Consider the following 20,419-nt stretch of genomic DNA (forward strand, 5'->3'; position numbering starts at 1 on the left):
GTTCTGTACAATCATTAATCACTCAGCCACAACACGCGACACTCCATAAGTGCCACAAAAATGTTTGGCGATGATCACATCGGCACGCTGTTGAGTTCTCAAAACACCATCGCACACCACACGAAGCGACGAACTTTCGCTCGCCACCCGCTCGGGGCAACTTCTTAACCGTAATCCATCCGGCTCTTGGGCGTCAATTCCGGCTCTCACCGTCATCTCGCGCACTTGGCTCCAGATGAAGCATCAGCCGGGCCGCACCGTCGTGTACCTGCCGGACCTTCGATCGTGGATCGAAGCGGGGTTTTCGCTTCCGGTGCCCGCCCTGTCGGGCTGACTTCGTAAACATTAGCCCAGGTTCTTCGGAGCGTGCAAATCGGGCCGGCCGAGCCGCTTGGGCCGTTCCCCTCCGCGGCGGGAGCGTGGCACCTAGACTCGCATCGGAAACCGTGGGCGACCGCGCCCAAAGCCGGAAGGAACACCCCATGCCTGAAGCCGTCATCGTCTCCGCCGCACGCACGCCCATCGGGCGCGCGTTCAAGGGTTCACTCAAGGATGTCCGACCCGACGACCTCGCCGCCCAGGTCGTCGACGCCGCCCTCGCCAAGGTGCCCGGCCTCGACCGCTCGCTCGTCGAGGACCTGTACCTGGGGTGCGCCGAGCCCTCCGGGCGCCACGGCAACAACATGGCTCGCGTCGTCTCGGTCCTGCTCGGGATGGACACAGTGCCGGGCGCCACCGTCAACCGCTTCTGCGCCAGCTCCGTGCAAACGACGCGCATGGCCGCTCACGCCATCAAGGCCGGCGAGGGCGACATCTTCATCTCCGCCGGCGTCGAGTGCGTCTCCCAATACACGAACTTTGCCGGTGCGGGTGCTTCGGACGACGCTGACCTCAACCCCCGCTTCGCCGACGCCATGGCCCGAACCCTCGAGACGGCCAAGACGAACGCACGCTGGAGCGACCCCCGTGAGTCGGGCGAGCTTCCCGACGTCTACATCGCGATGGGCCAGACCGCCGAGAACGTCGCCACCTACCGCGGCGTCTCCCGTCAGGAGCAGGACGAGTGGGCCGTCCGCTCGCAGAACTTCGCGGAGAAGGCCATCGCCGACGGGTTCTTCGCCCGCGAGATCGCCCCCGTCACGCTCGCGGACGGCACTGTCGTCTCCACCGATGACGGCCCCCGCGCCGGCGTCACGTACGACTCGGTCGCCGGACTCAAGCCCGTCTTCCGCGAGGAGGGCACCGTCACCGCCGGTAACTGCTGCCCGCTCAACGACGGCGCCGCGGCGCTCGTCGTCATGAGCGACGTCAAGGCCCAGCAGCTCGGCCTCAAGCCGCTCGCCCGCGTCGTCTCCACCGGCGTCAGCGGCCTCTCCCCCGAGATCATGGGCATGGGCCCCGTCGAGGCCAGCAAGCAGGCCCTCGCTCGCGCCGGAATGAGCATCGGCGACATCGACCTGTACGAGATCAACGAGGCCTTCGCCGCGCAGGTGCTGCCGAGCGCCCACGACCTCGGCATGGACCTCGACAAGCTGAACGTTCACGGCGGCGCCATCGCTCTCGGCCACCCCTTCGGCTCGACCGGCGCGCGCATCACGACGACGCTGCTCAACGGACTCCAGTCCACCGACGGCCAGTTCGGCCTCGAGACGATGTGCGTCGGCGGCGGCCAGGGCATGGCCATCATCTACGAACGCCTCAACTGATCGACCCCGCTGCTCGGCGCGGCCGAGCGGCGCTGGCGATCAAGACACCGCATGACACGAACGGCGGGCCCTTTGGGGCCCGCCGTTCGTCATGCTGTGGCACTCGTCCCGTGGTGACGCTCGGCCGAGGCATCGCATGCGGGTGGTCGTCATGCGCACGTGCCCATGGGATGCGCGTGTGCAGGCTGTACCGCGGGGTGGATGAACGCCGCGATCGATCTCGTAGGGTGTGCCGGCCATGCCCAGCCCGGGTTCAGGCCTGCGCACGGGCCTGCGACGTCGCGATGTTGACCATCCAGTTCGCGCCGAAGCTGTCGGTCAGCATTCCGAACTCGTCCCCCCACCTCTGGACGGCGAGCGGCAGCGTCACGTCGGCGCCTTTAGAGAGCGCTGCGAACCATCCGCGCAGGTCGTCGGCGTCGTCGCCGGAGAGCGAGATCGTGATGTTGCCACCGGGCGTGTGCTCCATCTGCTCCGGCGTGTCCGAGCCCATGAGCGTGAAACCGGACGGCGTCTTCAACATGCCGTGCATGACCTTGTCCGCCCCGGCGCCCTCCACTCCCATGTCACCGAACGTCGAGATCGTCAGTTCGCCGCCGAAGACCCGGGCGTAGAACTCGAGTACGTCCTTCGCGGTGTCGCGGAACGGTATGTAGGGGTTCATGCGCGAGGTCATACGGAGCTCCTGAGATCAACGCGGCGGGGCGCCACGCCCGTGCGACGCCCTGCGACTCCTGCGAGCGCCCCCGGGGCAGCACCCACGGCCGTCGAGTTCGCGTCTCAGCCGACGGAGCTCATCTGCCAATGCCAGGCGCTGCCCGTCGGATGCGCTGGACGAGCCGTCAGCCATTGTCGCGGGGTTCACCACGTCGTGGACGAGCGTCGCGATGACCGCGGCAGCCCACGCGCCGTCGAACTGCGCCGTGCGCGCCGCCAGCCGTTCCGACTCCTCGTCCTCCCCCGCGACCATGCGGACGAACCGTGCGAGCGCGCAGGCTGCATGGTCGGCCGGCGCGCCCGGAGGCAGCGCCCGCAACGTGCGGACGACCCGCCCGAGTTCATCCTCGAGCGGGTCGCCGGCGCCAGGAAGAATCGCCGTCATCGTCAGTCGCGGAAGCGGGCGATGAGACGCAGCATCTCGACGTAGAGCCACACCACGCTCAGCATCAGGCCGTACGCCATGAGCCACGACGTCTGGCGCGGAACGCCTGCGTTGACGCCCTGCTGGATCGAGTCGAAGTCGATCGCGAGCGAGTACGAGGCGAGTGCCACCGCGAACAGCGAGATGCCGATGCCGAGGGCGCCACTGCCGCCGATGCCGAAGCCGCTCTGCAGCCCCGTCAGGACGAGAACGAAATTGACGAGCGCGAACAGCAGGTACCCGATGAGCATGCCCGCGAAGATGCGACGGGAGCGCGCCGTCACGCGGATGACGCCGGTCTTGTACCCCAGCAACATCCCGCCGAAGACACACAGCGTCGCGAGGATGGCCTGCCCGACCACCCCGGGGTAGGCCGAGTTGAAGAACGCGCTGGCGGCGCCGAGGAACAACCCCTCGAACACCGTGTAGGCGAGGATCAGCGGAACCGAGATCGTCTTGCGGAACGCGATGACGAGCGACAGCACGAAGGCGACGATGCCACCGCCGGCCCACAGGCCGAGGGCCGTCGAACTCGTCTGCGAGTCGATCGCCCGATCTGCGAAGACGAACGTGCCCGCCGCCACGACGAGCAGCAGCCCGAAGAGGTTGAGTGACTTCGTCACGACGTCATCGAGCGTCATCCGCTCCGGCTGCACCTGTGGCGCACCGAACGTCGGGTTGTACATGGGCCCGGACGCCGGCTGCTGCGGGAAGCCGTACCCCTGCTGCTGCCCACCCGCCTGAAAGCTGGCGGCCTGACCTGAACGCATGTCACGCTCGAACTTGCTGAACACCGGATTACCGGCCATGGGGCCCCTCCTCAAGGACGTGACGTGGTGCCCTCGACGGGATTCGAACCCGCACTGAAGCGATTTTAAGTCGCCTGCCTCTGCCGTTGGGCTACGAGGGCACCTCATCCTAACGACAGGGTCATGACGCCCCTGCGGATGACATGACCTCGTTCACGATGACAACGCCCCGGCAGAACGCGGTGTTCCCCGGGGCGCCTCCGAGTCATGCGCTCTGCCTCAAAGCATGCTCATCGCGATGCCGTCGAGAATGTCCGACTCGCTCGTCACGCACGTGGTGACGCCCGCGCGCTCGCGCACGCGTTCGACGATCGTGCGCCAGATCAGCGCACCCGCGCCGATGACGTCGACACGACCCGGATGCATGAACCCCATCGCGCCGCGCTCGGCGCGCGTCGCACCCAGGACGGCGTCGCACGAGCCGATCACCTGCTCGCTCGTGAGGCACGCACCGTGGATGCGCGACGAGTCGTACGCAGACAGCCCCAGCGCGTGCGCCGTCACCGTCGTGATCGAACCGGCGAGGCCGACGAGCGTCGCGACCTGTGACAGGTCGACGGCGGCCTCCGCCTCGTCGAGGGCGGCATCGATATCGACGAGGGCAGCGTCGATCTCGGCCTGCGTCGGCGGATCGCTGCGCAGGTGACGCTCACTCAGGCGCACGGAGCCGATGTCGAGGGAGATCGACTGCTCGACATCCTGCGAGCCGCGCACCAGCTCCGTCGACCCGCCGCCGAGATCGACGACGAGATACGGCGCGCGCGCCTCGGCACCGAGGCCTGCCGTCGCGCCGGCGAAACTGAGCGCCGCCTCCTCCAGCCCGGAAACGACCTCGGGGACGACGTCGTCCCCGAACGCGGCGAACGCGCGTCGCACGCCGTCGGTGAATTCATCCGCGTTGGCGGCGTCGCGGGAGGCCGACGTCGCGACGAAGCGGACGGTGTCGACGTCGTACTCCCGACACAGCTGGGCGTACTCGCGCGTGACGAGCAGGGTGCGCTGCATCGCGGCGTCGGCGATGCGGCCCGAGACGTCGATGCCCTGGCCGAGGCGCACGATCTCGCTGCGCCGCGCCAGGTAGGTGAGCCCCGACCCGCCGTCGGCCGCCACGAGCAACCTGATCGAGTTGGTCCCGCAGTCGATCGCCGCGACCCGACGCTCACTCATGGTCATCGTCTCCTTGGTCTCCCGCACCGCAACAGCCGTTCTTCCACCACGCATCGCCGAGCAACGCCAGCGCTTCGTCACCGAGCGGGTTGATGCCGGGGCCCACCGACAGCGAGTGCGCGACCAGCACGTGCAGGCACTTGACGCGCGTCGGCATGCCGCCGGCGGAGATGCCGTCGATCTCCGGCACGTCGCCGAGCTCGCCGCGGCGCCTCAGATAATCCTCGTGGGCGGCGCGGTAGGCGGCCGCAAGGTCGGCGTCGGCTTCGAGACGCTCGCTCATCTCCTTCATGACACCCTGCGACTCGAGCGTCGAGATGGCACCCGTCAGGCGGGGGCACGTCGCGTAGAACGACGTCGGGAACGGAGTGCCGTCCGGCAGGCGCGGCAGCGTGCGCACCACCGTCGGACACCCGCACGCACAACGCGCCGACACCTCGACCGCACCGCGCGGCACCCGTCCGAGCTGCTTCTCGATCGCCGCAACGTCCTGCGGGCTGACGCCCGAGTGTTCGTTCATGTCCATCGTGCTCACTTCTCGCCCTCCGCCGGGGTCGAGATCGAACCCCAGATCTGCCCGTACCACGGGTGCGATGACAGACCCGTGGCATCTGCCACGCCGTTGCGCGGCGTCGTCGCGTGCGTCGTGCCGGCATCGTCCACGTACACCGTGATCGACTTGCCCGGCATCGCGTACCCGAGCCGCTCCTGCGCCTGCTGCTTCACGTACGCCGGGTCGTCCCAGCGTTTGCGCTCGGCGGTCAGCGCGTCGACGCGCTGCTGACCGGCGACTTTCTCCCGCTTCAATTCCGCGATCTCGCTGCGCTGCTGCAGATAGCTACGCAGCGTGGGCGTGAGGACGACGAGCATGACGGCGAGCAGAGCGCTCATCGTGATGAAACGGCGAACCGTGCCCGGGTCGGCTCGACGACGCGCCACCGGCGCCTCGTCGAGCTGCTGACGCAGCGTCGGACGTGTCGAGCCACGCGGACTCGAGCCGCGTGGGCGGGAAAGATCGCGGCCGGCGGGACGCGAGCCGGTGCGGGCGCGCGAACCTCCCGCCCCGGTGTCATCACCGGAGCGGGAGGTACGGAAATTGCGATTCGCCAAGACGCCGCTCAGTTGTTCGAGAAGCGCGGGAAGGCCTTGCGACCGGCGTAGACCGCCGCGTCGTCGAGGTCCTCCTCGATGCGCAGCAGCTGGTTGTACTTCGCCACGCGCTCCGAGCGCGCCGGGGCACCCGTCTTGATCTGGCCGCAGTTCGTCGCGACGGCGAGGTCGGCGATCGTCGTGTCCTCCGTCTCACCGGAACGGTGCGACATCATGCAGCGGTAACCGTTCGTCTGGGCGAGGGTGACGGCGTCGAGCGTCTCCGTCAGCGAACCGATCTGGTTGACCTTGACGAGCAGCGCGTTGCCGGCCGCGTTGTCGATGCCCTTCTGCAGACGCTCGGGGTTGGTGACGAACAGGTCGTCACCGACGAGCTGCACGGCGTCACCGAGCTTGTCGGTGATGTGCGCCCAGCCGTCCCAGTCGTCCTCGTTGAGCGGGTCCTCGATGGAGACGAGCGGGTACGCCTCGACGAGTTCGGCGTAGTAGTTCGTCATCCACTCCGCGTCGCGCTTCTGGCCCTCGAACGTGTACGTGCCGCCGTCGTAGAACTCGGACGCTGCGACATCGAGCGCCAGCGCGATCTGCTCACCCGGCTTGTACCCGGCCTTCTCGACGGCCTCGAGGATGAGGTCGAGCGCCGCACGGTTCGACTCGAGGTTCGGGGCGAAGCCACCCTCGTCGCCGAGGCCCGTCGCGAGACCCTTGTCCTTGAGGACGGCCTTGAGCGCGTGGTAGACCTCCGTGCCGATGCGCAGGGCCTCCTTGAAGCTCTCCGCACCGATCGGCGCGATCATGAACTCCTGGATGTCGACGTTCGTGTCCGCGTGCGAACCACCGTTGAGGATGTTCATCATCGGCACCGGCAGAACGTGCGCGTTGGGGCCACCAACGTAGCGGTACAACGGGAGACCCGCAGACTTCGCGGCCGCCTTGGCCACGGCCAGCGACACGCCGAGGATGGCGTTCGCGCCGAGCTTGCCCTTGTTGTCCGTGCCGTCGAGCTCGATCATCTCGGCGTCGATGAGGCGCTGCTCATCCGCGTCGAAACCGACGAGGTGCGGCGCGATCTGCTCGATGACGGCGTCGACGGCGTCCTCGACACCCTTGCCGCCGTAGCGCTTCTTGTCGCCGTCACGACGCTCGACCGCCTCGAAGGCGCCCGTCGAGGCACCCGAAGGGACAGCCGCGCTCTCGTTGGTGCCGTCGTCGAGGAGCACGACGGCCTCGACCGTGGGGTTGCCGCGCGAGTCAAGGATCTCGCGAGCGCCGATGCCTTCAATGGTTGCCACAGAACTCTCCGATACACGTGGTTGATTCGGGCAGCGGGTCTGATCACCCGCGTCAGTGTCGAGCCTAACGAACCGCTGCGGTACTGCCGGGTAGGAACGTGGGGTCTGTCGAGAACGGGACGCGCGTCACCCGCCGCCTCGCGGCAGGTCGGCATCCGGCGGGGCGGGGTGGGGGTCGGCGTGCTCAGCGTGGTCGATGCCCCCGAGGTGATCACCGACGGGCGCGGCGTGCAGGCGCGACAGCGTGGCGGAGAGCGCGACGCTCGGGTCGACTCCGAGGCCACGGGCCTGCACGACGAGGTCGAGCAGCGCCGCCCCGATGGAATCCTCGGCGGCGAGGGCCTCCACGCGTTCGGCCTGCCCCGCCTTCGTCAACCGCCCGACGACCTTGACGGCCCGCTCGAGCGGCGGCAGCCCGGCCGGGATGCCGGCCAGCGGGTCGTTCGCGTCACGCTCCGGCTTCTCGGCCGCCTTGATCCTCGCCCACTCGGCCTCGACCTCCTCGGGGTTCGAGACGGCACCGTCGGCGAAGACGTGCGGGTGACGCCTGACCAGCTTCTCGACGAGCGTCGCCGCGACGTCGTCGACGTCGAAGCCGTCCTCCTCGCGCTCCGCGGCCACACGGGCGTGGAAGAGCACCTGGAGCAGCACGTCGCCGAGCTCCTCCCTCAGGTGCTCGCCGCTCGCCTCGGCGATGGCCTCGGTGACCTCGAACGCCTCCTCGACGAGGTACGGTGCGAGGCTCGCGTGCGTCTGCTGGGCATCCCACGGGCAGCCGCCGGGCGAGCGCAACGTGTCCATGACGGCGACGGCGTCGAGCAGGCGCGAACCGGGGGCGTCCCACGACCCGACGACGACCTCGACGGGCGGCGGGTCGTCGAGACGCGTCAGCTCGCCGGCGAGCGCGTCGGTGAGGCCGGGATCGGCGTCCGCCGAACCCAGCCAGACGACGTGACGCCCGGCGACCCCCGCCGCGACGAGGGCATGTGCCGTGGCGGCCGGGGGCTCGTCACGGATCTCGACATCGAAGCCCTCGTCGCGCGCGACCTCGACGAGCGGTTCGTCACCCGCGCGGCCCAGGACGGCGTCAGCGCTTTCGACACGCCGCCAGGCGTCGCGCGTCATCAGCCCGGCGGGCACCCGCGGGCTGACGACAAGCAGGGCGATGCTGCCGCTCATCGTCGCGCTCCGCCCGCGCGCGCCATCTCCTGCGCCGCCGCGGCGGCGGCGATGTCGTCGAGCAGCACGGCCTGGACGAGCTGCGCCGCCCACTGCAGGATCGCCTGGTCGCGAAGCGGCTTGCCGGCGACGGGCTTCGTCATCGGCATAGGCACGAGCAACCGCTCCTGGTTGGTCTTGATGAGCGTGCCCGGGAAGAGGCGCTCGAGGCGCATCTGCTGCGACTCGCGCAGCTCGGTGACCGGGCCGAAACGGACGTACTTGCCCTGCACCCCGATGTCGCTGATGCCCGCTTGCCGCGCGATGGTGCGCAGCCGGGCCACGTCGAACAGGTTGAGCACAGGTGCGGGCGGCTCGCCGTAGCGGTCCTTCAGCTCGGCGATGATCTCGTCGAGGGCTGCCTCGTTCTCCACGCTCGCGAGCTTCTTGTACGCCTCGAGGCGCAGCCGCTCCCCCGGCACGTACTCGTGCGGCAGGTGGGCGTCGACGGGCAGTTCGATCTTGATCTCGACCGGCATCGACGAGGTGTCGTCGCCGCGGTAGTCGGCGACGGCCTCACCGACCATGCGGACGTACAGGTCGAATCCAACCCCCGCGATGTGGCCGGACTGCTCGCCGCCGAGCAGGTTGCCGGCGCCGCGGATCTCCAGATCCTTCATCGCGATCTGCATGCCCGCGCCGAGGTCGGTGTTGCTCGCGATCGTCTGCAACCGGTCGTGCGCCGTCTCGGTCAGCGGCTTCTCGGCCGGGAACATGAAGTAGGCGTACGCGCGCTCGCGACCGCGCCCCACGCGTCCGCGCAGCTGGTGCAGCTGGCTGAGGCCGAGCTGGTCGGCGCGCTCGACGATGAGGCTGTTGGCGTTCGCGATGTCGAGACCCGTCTCGACGATCGTCGTCGAGACGAGCACGTCGAACTTGCGCTCCCAGAAGTCGACGACCACCTCCTCCAGGCGCGCCTCCTCCATCTTGCCGTGCGCCGTCGCGACCCGGGCCTCGGGCACGAGTACGCGGATTCGCGCAGCCTGCTTCTCGATGCTGCCGACCTTGTTGTGGACGTAGAACACCTGACCTTCACGCATCAGCTCGCGTCGGATGGCCGCCGTCAGCTGCTTCTCGTCGTACGCCCCGACGAACGTCAGGACGGGGTGACGCTCCTCCGGCGGCGTCGCGAGCGTCGACATCTCGCGGATACCGGTGACAGCCATCTCGAGCGTGCGCGGGATCGGCGTCGCCGACATCGCAAGCACGTCGACGGCCGTGCGCATCTGCTTGAGCTGCTCCTTGTGCTCGACGCCGAAGCGCTGCTCCTCGTCGACGATGACGAGCCCGAGATCCTTGAACTCGATCTCCTTGCTCAGCAACCGGTGCGTTCCGATGACGAGGTCGATCGAGCCGTCCTTGAGCCCCGCGAGGACCTCGCGCGCCTCCTTGTCGCTCTGAAAACGCGACAGCGACGCGAGCTTGACGGGGAAGCCCGCGTAACGCTCGGCGAACGTCTGATAGTGCTGCTTGACGAGCAGCGTCGTCGGCACGAGGACCGCGACCTGCTTGGAATCCTGCACCGCCTTGAACGCCGCGCGCACCGCGATCTCGGTCTTGCCGTAGCCCACGTCACCACAGACGAGACGGTCCATGGGCACCGTCTTCTCCATGTCGGCCTTGACCTCTTCGATGCTCGAGAGCTGATCGGGCGTCTCGACGTACGCGAAGGCGTCCTCCAGCTCGCGCTGCCACGGCGTGTCGGGCGCGAACGCGTGACCCGGCGTCGCCTGTCGAGCCGAGTACAGGCGGATGAGCTCGCCGGCGATCTGCTTGACGTGACGGCGGGCTTTCGACTTGGTCGCCGCCCAGTCCGAGCCGCCCATCTTCGACAGCGTCGGCATCTCGCCGCCGACGTAGCGCGTCACCTGGTCGAGCTGGTCGGTGGGCACGAACAGCCGGTCGCCGGGCTGACCGCGCTTGCTCGCCGCGTACTCGAGGACGAGATATTCGCGCGTCGCGCCGCCGACGGTACGCTGCATCATCTCGACGAACCGGCCGACACCGTGCTGTTCGTGGACGACGTGATCGCCCGGCTTGAGCTGCAGCGGGTCGACGACGTTGCGGCGGCGCGACGGCATGCGTCGCATGTCCTTCGTGCTCGCCGTTCCCGCCGAGCCGGTGAGGTCGGCCTCGGTGAGGACGACGAGCCCCGCAGCGGGCATCTCGAAGCCGCGGCCGAGCGAACCCGTCGCGACCTCGACACCGGGGGCGACCTGCGTCATCGGGCGCGCGGCGAGGTCGTGCTCGGCGAACACCTGGGTGACGCGCTTGGCGAAGCCCGGGCCGTCCGTCACGACGGCGACGCTGCGCCCGGCCGCGACGTGAGCCGCGACCTCGGCGGACGCGCGCTCGGTGTCGCCGCGGTAGTTCGGCACGTCCTGCGAGTCGATCGTGACGCGGGTACCCGGCAGGTCGTCCTCGAGGAACTCGTGCAACTCGTCGTCGGCCGCGAACGAGCTGAACGACCACCAGGGGTGAGCGGTCGCGAGCGCATGCTCACGCAGTTCGAGAAGGCTGCGGTACGACGCGCCGTCGAGCACGCCTCGTAGGTCGACGGGGACGGCGTTGCCGGCGGCCGCATTGGTCCAGCTCGCCTCGAGGAACTCCTGCGACGTCGAGACGAGGTCGTGCGCGCGGGTGCGGACGCGCTCGGGGTCGACGAGAACGACGCGCGCAGCATCCGGCAGCACGTCGATGAGCGTCTCCATGCCGGCCGGCAGCAGCGCCGGCATGAGCGACTCCATGCCCTCGACGGCGATGCCCTCGCTGACCTTCGTCAACATGTCGGCGACGCCCAGCAGGCTCGGCGCGAGCTCAGCCGCGCGCTCACGGACCTCGGGGGTGAGCAGCAGTTCGCGGCACGGCGGGGCCCACAGCCCGTGCGGGTTGACCTCGAGCGAACGCTGGTCGGCCACCTTGAACCAGCGGATCTCCTCGACGGTGTCGCCCCAGAACTCCAGGCGCACCGGGTGATCCTCGGTGGGCGGGAACACGTCGAGGATGCCACCGCGCACGGCGAACTCGCCGCGGCGCTCGACCATGTCGACGCGCGTGTAGGCCGCGGCCACGAGGGCTTCCACGATGTCCTCGAGCGGGCGCTCGTCACCGGCGGCGAGGCTCACGGGTTCGAGGTCGCCGAGGCCCTTCGCCATGGGCTGCATGAGGGCGCGCACCGACGCGACGACGACGCGGACGGGCCCGTACGTCCCGCCCGCTTCCGGGTGCCTGAGGCGGCGCAGCACGGCGAGACGCCGCCCGACCGTGTCGGAACGCGGCGACATGCGCTCGTGCGGCAGCGTCTCCCACGACGGGAACTCGGCGACGTCGTCGTAGTCGACGAAGTTGCGCAGGGCCGTCGCCATGTCGTCGGCCTCGCGCCCCGTCGCGGTGACGACGAGCATCGGCCCCGCCGCGTCGCCGCCAGTCTGCAGCAGAGCCGCCACGAGAGGAGCGCGCAGACCGGCCGCGGCCGCGATGTCGACGAGCGACTCGTCCGCGGCCAGCGCGAGCAGCCGCTTGACGGACTCGTCGGCGCACACGCGCGTCAGCAGGGGCGCGAGCGGCAGGTGGGCGGCCTCGGGCATGCGGGCTCCTTCGTCGAATCGGTGACGACGCACGTAAACGCCGCGCGCGCCCGGAAGGGCGACGGCTTCGTCGGCGGGCGACGCGTGAAGTCTAGAACGGAGCGGCGACAACCCCGGAATTCCGGGCATTCACCCCCTCATCACCCCGCGGGGCACGAACGATGGAGGGATACGCCGGGGGCAGTCACGGCCGTCCGAACAATTCCACGTCACGCGCCGTCGACGAGCCGTCAAGACGCACGCGCGTCCACCCGTCGGGCGTCGGTTCGAGGACGACGCGCGGCGCGTCATCCCACCCGGCTCGTTGGTCGCTGGGGCCGCGCTCCTCGATGACCCGGGCGTGCAGGAACGACGACCAGCGCGTTCGCACGATGACGTCGCGTGAGGGTTCGACCCGCAGGATGAGGTGGGAGGAGGTCTTGTCCGTGATCGTGGCGCCGTCGGTGACGAGCGGCTTGGCGTCCGGCACCTCGAACACGCGCCACTGGTCGTTCGACCACACCTCGTGCCAGCCCGGGGGCGTCGCGGCGACGGTACGCCACTGCCCCGTCTTCTTCACCGGATGGCGGTTGAGAGCGACGTAGCGCACCGCCGAATCCTGCAGCCACCCGGTGAGTTCCGCGTCGGAGATGTGCGCCTCGCGGTCGACGAACGCGTCGGAGAGGCTGCGGTCGGCCTGCGTCTCGTACCCGCGCGCCAACCAGAAATCCTCTGCCATGACGAACGCCGAGGTGTGCGTGCCGTCGGCGACGACCTCGATGCGGCTGTTCTCGATGCCGGGCAACGCCTGGAGAGCGTCCGACAGGGGCCTGTACACCGTCACCGACGACGCCGATGCGCGGGCGTCCGCGAGATCGTGAGCGGTGAAGTACCCCGACCAGACCAGGGCCGGCAGCACGGCGCACGCCGTCATCCGGTTGCTGCGGCGGGCCGTCGCGGCGACGGCGACGGGCAGCACCGCGAAGACGAGGCGCGCGAGGTTGGAGCCGAGCGCGTTGGGGACGGCGGAGAACACGAGCACCGCGGCGGCGGTGATGGCGATGGCGAGGACGACCGGTTTCGCAGGCTTGGCGAGCAGGAACAAGCCGAGAAGGACGAGCGAGGTGAGTGCTCTGCCCCAGCCATACCCCTCTGGCCCACTGCTACCCCACACGAGCGACGAGACGCCCATGAAGGCGATGCCGACCAGGATGGGAACGAGCGAGATCCGACGGGCGAGCAGCCCCGCCCCGAATCCGACGAGCACGAACGCCACCGCAACGGGTGAGGCGAGGCCGCTGAGGATGACGAGCAGCGACGCCGTCCAGCGACGGTCGCGGATGGCGGCATCAAGCGCCCCGAGGGCGATGACGGCACCGACGAGGAACGTCGTGCGACCGGCGCCGAGCGTCATGACGGCGCTCAGCGTCGCGACCCACACGGCCACGATCGGGCGCCGCACCTGCGTGACGGTGAGTGCCACAGCCCATGGAATGGCCGTGGCCGCGAGCGCGACGACGGCGTGGGCACCGAGGGCGGCCGACAGCCAGGGCACGAGGACGGAGTATCCGCCCGGCGGGTGGGCGCCGCTGTACCAGCTGAACCAGTAGCCGAGGCCCACGCCGTCCCGCGCCGCCTGAGCGCGCGCGAGCGCCGCCCACATGTCGCCCACACCGGGGGCGACGACGACGAAGAGCACGCCGGCGAGCGCGACCACCGCGGTCGCGAGCCAGGTGTGCAACGCGAGCCGGCGGCTCACGCCCTCAGCGAGCATGCACGAGGTTCTGCGCGTCGTCGAGACCGCGGTGGACGAGCAGTTCGACCGCCTCCGCGCCCGAGGGGATGAGGAAGTCGAGTTCGCGTCGCTCGGTCGCGGAGAAGTCCTTGAGTACGAAGTCGCTCACGTCCATGCGTCCGGGCGGGCGCCCGATGCCGAGGCGGACGCGCAGGTAGTCCTTCGTGCCGATGCTCTTGCTGATCGAGCGCAGCCCGTTGTGGCCGCCCTCGCCGCCACCGAACTTCAGGCGCACCGCGCCGAAGTCGATGTCGAGTTCGTCGTGGATGACGACGAGGCGCTCGGCGGGGATCTTGAAGAACTTCATGAGCGCGCTGACGGGCCCGCCCGATTCGTTCATGTACGTGCTCGGCACGGCGAGGACGACCTTCGGGCCGGGCAGCTCGCCCGGCAGCGTCCCCAACCGAATCTCTGCTGCGGCAGCGCGCGCCTTGTGCGCGCGCAGGGCGACGCCGGAGTCAGCGGCCATGCGCTCGACGACCATCGCGCCCACGTTGTGCCGGTTGCCGGCGTACCGGGGCCCGGGGTTGCCGAGCCCGACCACCAGCCAGGGTTGCGTGCGCGCCTTATCCACGAGGCCCAAGTATGCCGGATCGCGCATGGGCGCACGCTGGGCACGTCGACGAGACTCGCGCCCTCATCCGCGATCGGGCCAGCGATCGAGCCGACGACCGCGCCGCGACGGAACGCGAACGACGGGCTGCCGCTCACCAGGATCGGTGAGCGACGGCCCGTCGTCGTGAAGATCCGATGCCCGCGTGGAGGCGGGCGGCGGATCACTCGGAGTCTTCGGAGCCCTCCGCGGCGTCGCCCTCGGCGGGAGCCTCGGCAGCGTCGTCGCCCTCGGTCTCCTCGCCGGACTCCTCGTGCTCGATGCCGGCCTCGGCGAGCTCGGCATCGAGGGCCTCGGCGGAGATCTGCTCGGTGACGTTGATGACGAGCATCTCCTCGTCGGAGACGAGCTCGACACCGGACGGCAGCGTGACGTCCTTGGCGAGGATCTGCGTGCCGGCCTCGGCGCCCTCGACGGAGACGGTGAACGCCTCGGGGATGTCCGTGGCGGGCGTGAGGACCGTCAGCATGCCGTTCTCGGTCGTGACGACGGTCTCGGCAGCGGCCTCACCCTCGGCGTGGACCGGAACGTCGACCTCGACCTTCTCGCCCTTCTTGACGATGACGAGGTCGACGTGCTCGATGAAGCGACGGATGACCTCGCGCTGGACGTCGCGGGCGAGCGCGAGCTCCTCCCTGCCGTCGAAACGGATCGTGAGCAGCGCGTTCGGGTTCTTGACGGCCATCATCGTGTCGTGGCCGGGCAGTTCGAGGTGAACCGGCGTCTCGCCGTGCCCGTAGAGGACGGCGGGGATCATGTCGTTGCGGCGGATGCGGCGCGCGGCGCCCTTGCCGAACTCGGTGCGAAGCTGAGCTTCGAGAACGATCTGGTCAGCAGCCATGGTGGTGCCCTTCGGTGCGTCAGGACCGACGACACGTGCCGCCGGAATGGTCGGTGGCCTCATCAGGACGTGACGTGCGGACACGATGCGGGCGCGTCGACGCAGGTCGGCGCGGGCGGCCTGGGGCCGCGGGATCTCGCAGACGAGCGCCACCGCGTCGATCACGGACGCTCGGGGCTCGCTGCGCGCGCCCGTCTCGTCCCTCGCCGAGGCAACCGGAACAGTCTAGCGGGGCGGAGCGCGAACACGAAACGGCGTAAACGCGCAGCGCCGCGCACCCCGGGTGGGATGCGCGGCGCCGCGTTCGTCAGGGTGAGATCACTCCATCTCGTCGAACATGCTCGTCACGGAGCCGTCCTCGAAGACCTCGCGGATCGCCTGCGACAGCAGCGGTGCGATCGACAGCACCGTCAGCTTGTCGAACTTCTTCTCGTCCGTGATCGGCAGCGTGTCGGTGACGATGACCTCACGCGCCACCGAGTTCGCGAGCCGCTCGAGCGCCGGGTCGGAGAAGATCGCGTGCGTCGAGGCGATGACGACGGACTCCGCGCCCGCGTTCATCAACGCGTCGGCGGCGTGGCAGATCGTGCCGCCGGAGTCGATCATGTCGTCGACGAGCAGGCACGTGCGGCCCTCGACGGAGCCGACGACGCGGTTCGCGACCGACTGGTTGGGGCGCGTGACGTCACGCGTCTTGTGGATGAACGCCAGCGGCGCGCCGTTGAGGCGTTTGCTCCACGCCTCGGCGACCTTGATGCGGCCCGCGTCCGGCGAGACGACGGCGAGGTTCTCGTCGCCGTACTTCTTGGCGACGTAGTCGGTGATGACGGGCAGCGCCTGCAGGTGGTCGACGGGGCCGTCGAAGAAGCCCTGGATCTGGTCGGTGTGCAGGTCGACGGCCATGAGGCGGTTCGCGCCGGCCGTCTTGAACATGTCCGCGACCAGGCGCGCCGAGATCGGCTCGCGACCGCGCGACTTCTTGTCCTGACGCGCGTACCCGTAGAACGGCGCGACGACGGTGATGCGCTTCGCGGAGGCGCGCTTGAGCGCGTCGACCATGATGAGCTGCTCCATGATCCACTGGTTCACGGGAGCGGTGTGGCTCTGGATGACGAACGCGTCGCAGCCGCGCACGGACTCGTCGTAACGCACGTACGTCTCGGAGTTCGCGAAGTCGTACGCCTGCATCGGCACGAGCTGCGTGCCGAGGCCCTCGGCGACCGCCTTCGCGAGCTCGGGGTTGGCCCGCCCGGAGAAGACCATGAGGTTCTTCTCGGTGGTGCGCTTCATGGACAGGCTCACTTCGTGATCCCTTCGTCTGCGGAGGATTCCTCGTCAACACTAGTGGACGCCGCTTCACCGGCGGCGGCCCGGGGCGAGGCGTGCGCGACGTCACGCGCGGCGTCCGCGGTCTTCGTCCCGGCACGGCGGCGCTCGACCCAGCCGTCGATGTTGCGCTGACGGCCGCGTGCGACAGCCATCTGGCCGGCCTCGACGTCACCGTCGACGGCGCTGCCGGCCGCGACGTAGGCGCCCGGAGCGATCGTGACAGGCGCGATGAGCACCGAGTCGGAGCCGACGAAACTGTGGGCGCCGACGTGCGTCGTGTGCTTCTTGACGCCGTCGTAGTTGGCGAAGATCGTGCCCGCGCCGATGTTGGCGCCCTCACCGATGACGGCGTCGCCGCAGTACGTGAGGTGCGGCACCTTGGCGCCGTCACCGATCTGTGCGTTCTTCGTCTCGACGAACCCGCCGATCTTGCCCTTCGCGCCGAGCTCGGTGCCCGGGCGCAGGTAGCTGAACGGGCCGACGCTCGCGCCGGCGCCGATCGTCGCGAGGTTGGCCTGCGTGCGCACGACGGACGCGTCGTCGGCCACCTCGGTGTCGACCAGCGTCGTGTCGGGGCCGATCTCGCAGCGCGCACCGATCGTCGTCGCGCCGCGCAGCTGGGTGTTCGGCTGGACGACCGTGTCGCGGCCGATGGAGACGTCGACGTCGACGAACGTCGTCGCCGGGTCGATGACGATGGCGCCGTCACGCATGGCCTGCTCGACGACGCGACGGTTCAACTCTCGGCCCATCGCGGCGAGCTGCACCTTGTCGTTGACACCCTCGGTCTGCCACAGGTCGGTGATCGCGTGCGCCTCGACGCGCCCACCGGCCGCGCGGGCCAGGGCGAGGACGTCGGTGAGGTACTTCTCGCCCTGGGCGTTGTCCGTCGTCACCTTCGCGAGGCTCTCGCGCAGCACGATCGCGTCGAAGGCGTAGATGCCCGAGTTGATCTCGCGGATGTCGAGCGCGTGCGCGAGCTTCGCGTCACCGGCCTCGCGGGCGGCGAGCGCGTCCTTGTGCTCGATGATGCCCGCGACGGAGCCGGATTCGTCGCGCAGGATGCGGCCATAGCCGGTCGGGTTCTCGACCTCCGCGGTCAGCACGGTGACGGCGTTGCCGCCCGCCTCATGTGCGCTCGTCAGGTCGACGAGGGTCTGCGTCGCGAGCAGCGGAACGTCGCCGTAGGTGACGAGGACGGTGCCGCTCAGGTCGCCCGGCAGTGCGGCGAGAGCGCACTCGGCGGCGCGGCCGGTGCCCTTGATCTCGTCCTGGTCGGCGATCGTCGCGCCCGGCTCGAACTGCTCGATGTTCGCGGCGACGACGTCGCGCTGGTGACGCACGACGACCGCTAGGTGCTGCGGCTGCGTGCCGCGTGCCGCGTCGATGGCGTGGCCGAGCAGGCTGCGGCCACCGATCGTGTGCAACACCTTCGGGATGTCGGACTTCATGCGAGTGCCCTCGCCTGCGGCGAGGACGATGACGGCTGCGGGACGGGGTGCGCTCACGCGAGTGACTCCCTGCGGATCGACGATCGGTGGTCTGGCCCGCCCCGGCGGCCCACCCGGTGCGGGCGACGGGGCATATAAGGGTGACTCTACCGCCCACCACCGCCAGAGGCGCTGCGTGCATTCGTCGCGCACACCTGCACGCCTTCATGCTGGGTGCATGTCACAGGCGATCGGCGAGACCACCGTGCGGCACCAACACGTCGGGTGGGTGGAGCTGTTCTGCAACCTTGTCTTCGTCGTCGCCATCGAGCGCCTCACCCACCTGCTGCACGGCGACCCGGGTCGCGGGCGCATCGCCGCGACGATCGGGCTCACGATGCTCGTGTGGTTCGCGTGGTCAACGTGACGGCGCTGACGAACGTGCGCGGCGGCATCGGCCCACGCGGACGCCCGCTCATGTTCACCGATGGCCGGCGTCGGCGTGCTCGCACTCGGCGTCGAACCCCTCATCGACGGCCATCCGTGGCTGTTCGCCGTCGGCTACGTCATCGCGCACACGGCCGTGTGGCCGCTGTGGTGGAGCGGACGACGCGGCGCCGGGGCTCTGCGTCCGCTGCTGTGGGGCCCGGGCGTCAGCGCCCTGTGGCTGCTCACCCCGCTCGTGCCCGAGCACCTGCTCGGCTGGGCGCTCGCCGCCCTCGCCCTCCTCGAGATGAGCCTGTCGCTGCGGCGCCCGGACGTCAAGGAGTCGGACGCGCCGCGCCTCAGCGGCCCGCACCTGGTCGAACGCATCGGCCTGTTCGTCATGATCGTGCTCGGCGAGAGCGTCGCCCCGGATCGCTGACGTGCCTGTGCCTCGGGATGATTCTCGTGCACGTCGGCACGCAGTCGTTGACCCGTCAGGCGTTCGCGACCAACCTCGGTTTGAAACCGCGACGCCGCCCGCAGACGGCCGCTGAGCGTGCACAGATGCGTCGCGAACAGGCTGCGGTCCGCGAAGAGCGGGCACGCGATGCAACGGGGGCGCCGCACGACCCGCAGGGCCCCTGGCACGCGATCCTCGGCGGGTTGACGCAACTCGCGACGTATCTCGTCCCCGTCGTCATATGGTGGCTCGGCGGTCACTGGGCGCCGTGGATCGTCATCACGTTGCTGTTCCTCTGCATCTCCGCGGCGATCTGGGTGCAGGGGTACGGCGAGCGCCGCATCACGGCCTATGTCGAGACCATGCGCTCCGGCGGGGTTGCCGGTGGTACCGGCACTGTCGGTGGGGACGTCGCGCGCGCTGCCGGCGCGAGCACTGCAGACGACGCGACGAACGGCCGCGCCGAATGAGCCGCTCATGAGCACCGCCGCCAGTGCGTCCGACGGCGGCGCCTCCCCTGGAGGCCGGCCCGCTCCAGGGCGTGGTGGACGGCTGGTGCGCCGGCTGATGCGCCGGGTGGCGCGCGTCGTCGTCAAACTGTTTCTCGTCGTGACGATCGCATCGCTGACGTTGAACACCCTCGTGCGGCCGCCGCAGACGCTGCAGGCGCCCGAGGGGCGCGACGTGGTCGTCGACGGCGCGCGCGTTCACTACCGCGTGTGGGGTTCGCACGGCACGCCGATCGTGCTCGTCCACGGTTTCGCCGAGTCGACGGTCGCGTGGTCACTCACGGCGCCGGAGCTCGCGAAGAACCACGTCGTCTACGCCATCGACCTGCCCGGGGCGGGCTACTCCCAGTACACGGGCCACTACTCGATCGAGGATCAGGCGCGCGCCGTCACGGGTCTGATCGAGGCGTTGCACATCGAGCGGCCGGTGCTCGTCGGGTACTCGCTGGGCGCGGCCGTCGTCGGGCACGCGGCGCTGGATGCCCCGGGCGCCATCGGCGGTGTCATCTTCGCCGACGGCGACGCCATGGCCTACGAGGGACGATCGGCCGACCCTGGTGCGTGGACGGGCGTCGTCTCGCGCCTGCCGTACGTCACGACGCTCTACCGACCCGGCACGCAGACGAACGTGCTCGCGCGCCCGATCTTCGACGACCAGTGCGGTTCGACGTGCCGCGGCCTGCAGGGCCCCGACGCCGACCGACTGATCGACGCGTGGATGCGGCCGCTGCGCTCGCGCGACGCGGAGGACGCCATGCGCGTCATGGCCGCACACTCGATGACGCACCTGAGCCCCGAGCAAGTGCGCGCCATCCGCGTGCCGCGCGGCATCGTCTGGGGCGCCGAGGACGCGACGTCCGGCGGCTCGCTCCAGGTCGCGCAACAGAACTTCACGGGCGCGCCGACGGTGACGATCCCCCGAGCCGGGCACCTGTCGGTGGTCGCCGACCCGGCAGGTTTCGCGGCCGCGATCGAATCACTGCTGGCGCGGCTGCGAACGCCCTGAC

The 20,419-nt window shown here is 69.8% G+C and carries 16 protein-coding genes, 1 tRNA gene and 1 pseudogene; 4 read left to right on the plus strand and 14 right to left on the minus strand.

Going from position 1 to position 20,419, the window contains the following annotated elements; translation table 11 throughout:
• The first annotated feature begins 482 nt into the window (after positions 1–482).
• Positions 483–1,706 carry an acetyl-CoA C-acetyltransferase gene (locus NQ706_RS06795; protein ID WP_038569154.1) on the plus strand — a complete coding sequence of 408 codons (1,224 nt, stop codon included), beginning with the start codon at positions 483–485 and terminating at the stop codon, positions 1,704–1,706.
• Positions 1,707–1,959: 253 nt separating this feature from the next.
• On the opposite strand, the gene NQ706_RS06800 is transcribed toward NQ706_RS06795, so the two are convergent.
• From NQ706_RS06800 to glmU, 14 genes are all read right to left on the minus strand, one after another.
• The gene (locus tag NQ706_RS06800; RefSeq protein WP_038569155.1) at positions 1,960–2,382 is read right to left on the minus strand and encodes a VOC family protein; all 423 of its coding nucleotides are present in this window, start codon (positions 2,380–2,382) and stop codon (positions 1,960–1,962) included.
• Between the two features lie 428 nt (positions 2,383–2,810).
• Positions 2,811–3,656: a Bax inhibitor-1/YccA family protein gene (locus tag NQ706_RS06805; RefSeq protein ID WP_038569159.1), complete on the minus strand. Its 846-nt coding sequence runs from the start codon at positions 3,654–3,656 to the stop codon at positions 2,811–2,813.
• A gap of 25 nt (positions 3,657–3,681) precedes the next feature.
• Positions 3,682–3,757: transfer RNA gene (locus NQ706_RS06810), tRNA-Leu, on the minus strand.
• A gap of 118 nt (positions 3,758–3,875) precedes the next feature.
• Complete coding sequence (locus NQ706_RS06815) at positions 3,876–4,823, minus strand: exopolyphosphatase (protein ID WP_038569161.1); 948 nt, start codon at positions 4,821–4,823, stop codon at positions 3,876–3,878.
• Positions 4,816–5,349 (minus strand): DUF501 domain-containing protein, encoded by a 534-nt coding sequence (locus NQ706_RS06820; RefSeq protein WP_051806453.1) that lies wholly within the window; start codon positions 5,347–5,349, stop codon positions 4,816–4,818. Before NQ706_RS06820 ends, NQ706_RS06815 begins: the two co-directional genes overlap by 8 nt.
• Before the next feature lie 5 nt (positions 5,350–5,354).
• Positions 5,355–5,933, minus strand: a complete 579-nt coding sequence (locus tag NQ706_RS06825; RefSeq protein ID WP_150112783.1) for a septum formation initiator family protein — start codon at positions 5,931–5,933, stop codon at positions 5,355–5,357.
• Positions 5,934–5,941: 8 nt separating this feature from the next.
• On the minus strand, positions 5,942–7,225 hold the full coding sequence (eno, locus tag NQ706_RS06830; protein ID WP_038569163.1) for a phosphopyruvate hydratase: 1,284 nt from the start codon (positions 7,223–7,225) through the stop codon (positions 5,942–5,944).
• 126 nt (positions 7,226–7,351) lie between these two features.
• Entirely contained in the window at positions 7,352–8,404 is a 1,053-nt protein-coding gene (locus tag NQ706_RS06835) for a MazG family protein (RefSeq protein WP_038569165.1), read from the minus strand.
• Positions 8,401–12,030: a transcription-repair coupling factor gene (gene mfd, locus NQ706_RS06840; protein ID WP_051806096.1), complete on the minus strand. Its 3,630-nt coding sequence runs from the start codon at positions 12,028–12,030 to the stop codon at positions 8,401–8,403. The genes NQ706_RS06835 and mfd overlap by 4 nt, the downstream gene beginning before the upstream one ends.
• A gap of 184 nt (positions 12,031–12,214) precedes the next feature.
• Positions 12,215–13,783, minus strand: coding sequence for a hypothetical protein (locus NQ706_RS06845; RefSeq protein WP_038569167.1), 1,569 nt, complete (start codon positions 13,781–13,783; stop codon positions 12,215–12,217).
• Positions 13,773–14,405: an aminoacyl-tRNA hydrolase gene (gene pth / locus NQ706_RS06850; protein WP_051806098.1), complete on the minus strand. Its 633-nt coding sequence runs from the start codon at positions 14,403–14,405 to the stop codon at positions 13,773–13,775. Before pth ends, NQ706_RS06845 begins: the two co-directional genes overlap by 11 nt.
• A 175-nt stretch (positions 14,406–14,580) precedes the next feature.
• Positions 14,581–15,258 carry a 50S ribosomal protein L25/general stress protein Ctc gene (locus NQ706_RS06855; protein WP_038571472.1) on the minus strand — a complete coding sequence of 226 codons (678 nt, stop codon included), beginning with the start codon at positions 15,256–15,258 and terminating at the stop codon, positions 14,581–14,583.
• A 318-nt stretch (positions 15,259–15,576) separates the two neighbouring features.
• Positions 15,577–16,548 carry a ribose-phosphate diphosphokinase gene (locus NQ706_RS06860; protein WP_038569168.1) on the minus strand — a complete coding sequence of 324 codons (972 nt, stop codon included), beginning with the start codon at positions 16,546–16,548 and terminating at the stop codon, positions 15,577–15,579.
• Between the two features lie 8 nt (positions 16,549–16,556).
• Positions 16,557–18,095, minus strand: coding sequence for a bifunctional UDP-N-acetylglucosamine diphosphorylase/glucosamine-1-phosphate N-acetyltransferase GlmU (gene glmU / locus NQ706_RS06865; RefSeq protein WP_038569170.1), 1,539 nt, complete (start codon positions 18,093–18,095; stop codon positions 16,557–16,559).
• Between the two features lie 160 nt (positions 18,096–18,255).
• Between glmU and NQ706_RS06870 the strand changes: the two are divergent.
• The 3 genes and pseudogenes from NQ706_RS06870 (at position 18,256) to NQ706_RS06880 (ending at position 20,418) form a co-directional block, all read left to right on the plus strand.
• Positions 18,256–18,882, plus strand: a pseudogene (locus NQ706_RS06870) (low temperature requirement protein A).
• 17 nt (positions 18,883–18,899) lie between these two features.
• Entirely contained in the window at positions 18,900–19,373 is a 474-nt protein-coding gene (locus tag NQ706_RS06875; protein ID WP_051806102.1) for a hypothetical protein, read from the plus strand.
• Positions 19,374–19,380: 7 nt separating this feature from the next.
• Positions 19,381–20,418: an alpha/beta fold hydrolase gene (locus tag NQ706_RS06880; protein ID WP_167539856.1), complete on the plus strand. Its 1,038-nt coding sequence runs from the start codon at positions 19,381–19,383 to the stop codon at positions 20,416–20,418.
• Position 20,419: the final 1 nt, after the last annotated feature.

This window comes from Dermacoccus sp. BD5 (genome assembly GCF_044878485.1).
Taxonomy (GTDB): domain Bacteria; phylum Actinomycetota; class Actinomycetes; order Actinomycetales; family Dermatophilaceae; genus Dermacoccus; species Dermacoccus nishinomiyaensis.

Coding starts and splice junctions, on each gene's coding strand:
- NQ706_RS06795 (WP_038569154.1), top strand. CDS start 483: ATGCCTGAAGCCGTCATCGTCTCCGCCGCACGCACGCCCATCGGGCGC.
- NQ706_RS06800 (WP_038569155.1), bottom strand. CDS start 2,382: ATGACCTCGCGCATGAACCCCTACATACCGTTCCGCGACACCGCGAAG.
- NQ706_RS06805 (WP_038569159.1), bottom strand. CDS start 3,656: ATGGCCGGTAATCCGGTGTTCAGCAAGTTCGAGCGTGACATGCGTTCA.
- NQ706_RS06815 (WP_038569161.1), bottom strand. CDS start 4,823: ATGAGTGAGCGTCGGGTCGCGGCGATCGACTGCGGGACCAACTCGATC.
- NQ706_RS06820 (WP_051806453.1), bottom strand. CDS start 5,349: ATGGACATGAACGAACACTCGGGCGTCAGCCCGCAGGACGTTGCGGCG.
- NQ706_RS06835 (WP_038569165.1), bottom strand. CDS start 8,404: ATGAGCGGCAGCATCGCCCTGCTTGTCGTCAGCCCGCGGGTGCCCGCC.
- mfd (WP_051806096.1), bottom strand. CDS start 12,030: ATGCCCGAGGCCGCCCACCTGCCGCTCGCGCCCCTGCTGACGCGCGTG.
- NQ706_RS06845 (WP_038569167.1), bottom strand. CDS start 13,783: ATGCTCGCTGAGGGCGTGAGCCGCCGGCTCGCGTTGCACACCTGGCTC.
- pth (WP_051806098.1), bottom strand. CDS start 14,405: ATGCGCGATCCGGCATACTTGGGCCTCGTGGATAAGGCGCGCACGCAA.
- NQ706_RS06855 (WP_038571472.1), bottom strand. CDS start 15,258: ATGGCTGCTGACCAGATCGTTCTCGAAGCTCAGCTTCGCACCGAGTTC.
- NQ706_RS06860 (WP_038569168.1), bottom strand. CDS start 16,548: ATGAAGCGCACCACCGAGAAGAACCTCATGGTCTTCTCCGGGCGGGCC.
- NQ706_RS06875 (WP_051806102.1), top strand. CDS start 18,900: ATGATTCTCGTGCACGTCGGCACGCAGTCGTTGACCCGTCAGGCGTTC.
- NQ706_RS06880 (WP_167539856.1), top strand. CDS start 19,381: ATGAGCACCGCCGCCAGTGCGTCCGACGGCGGCGCCTCCCCTGGAGGC.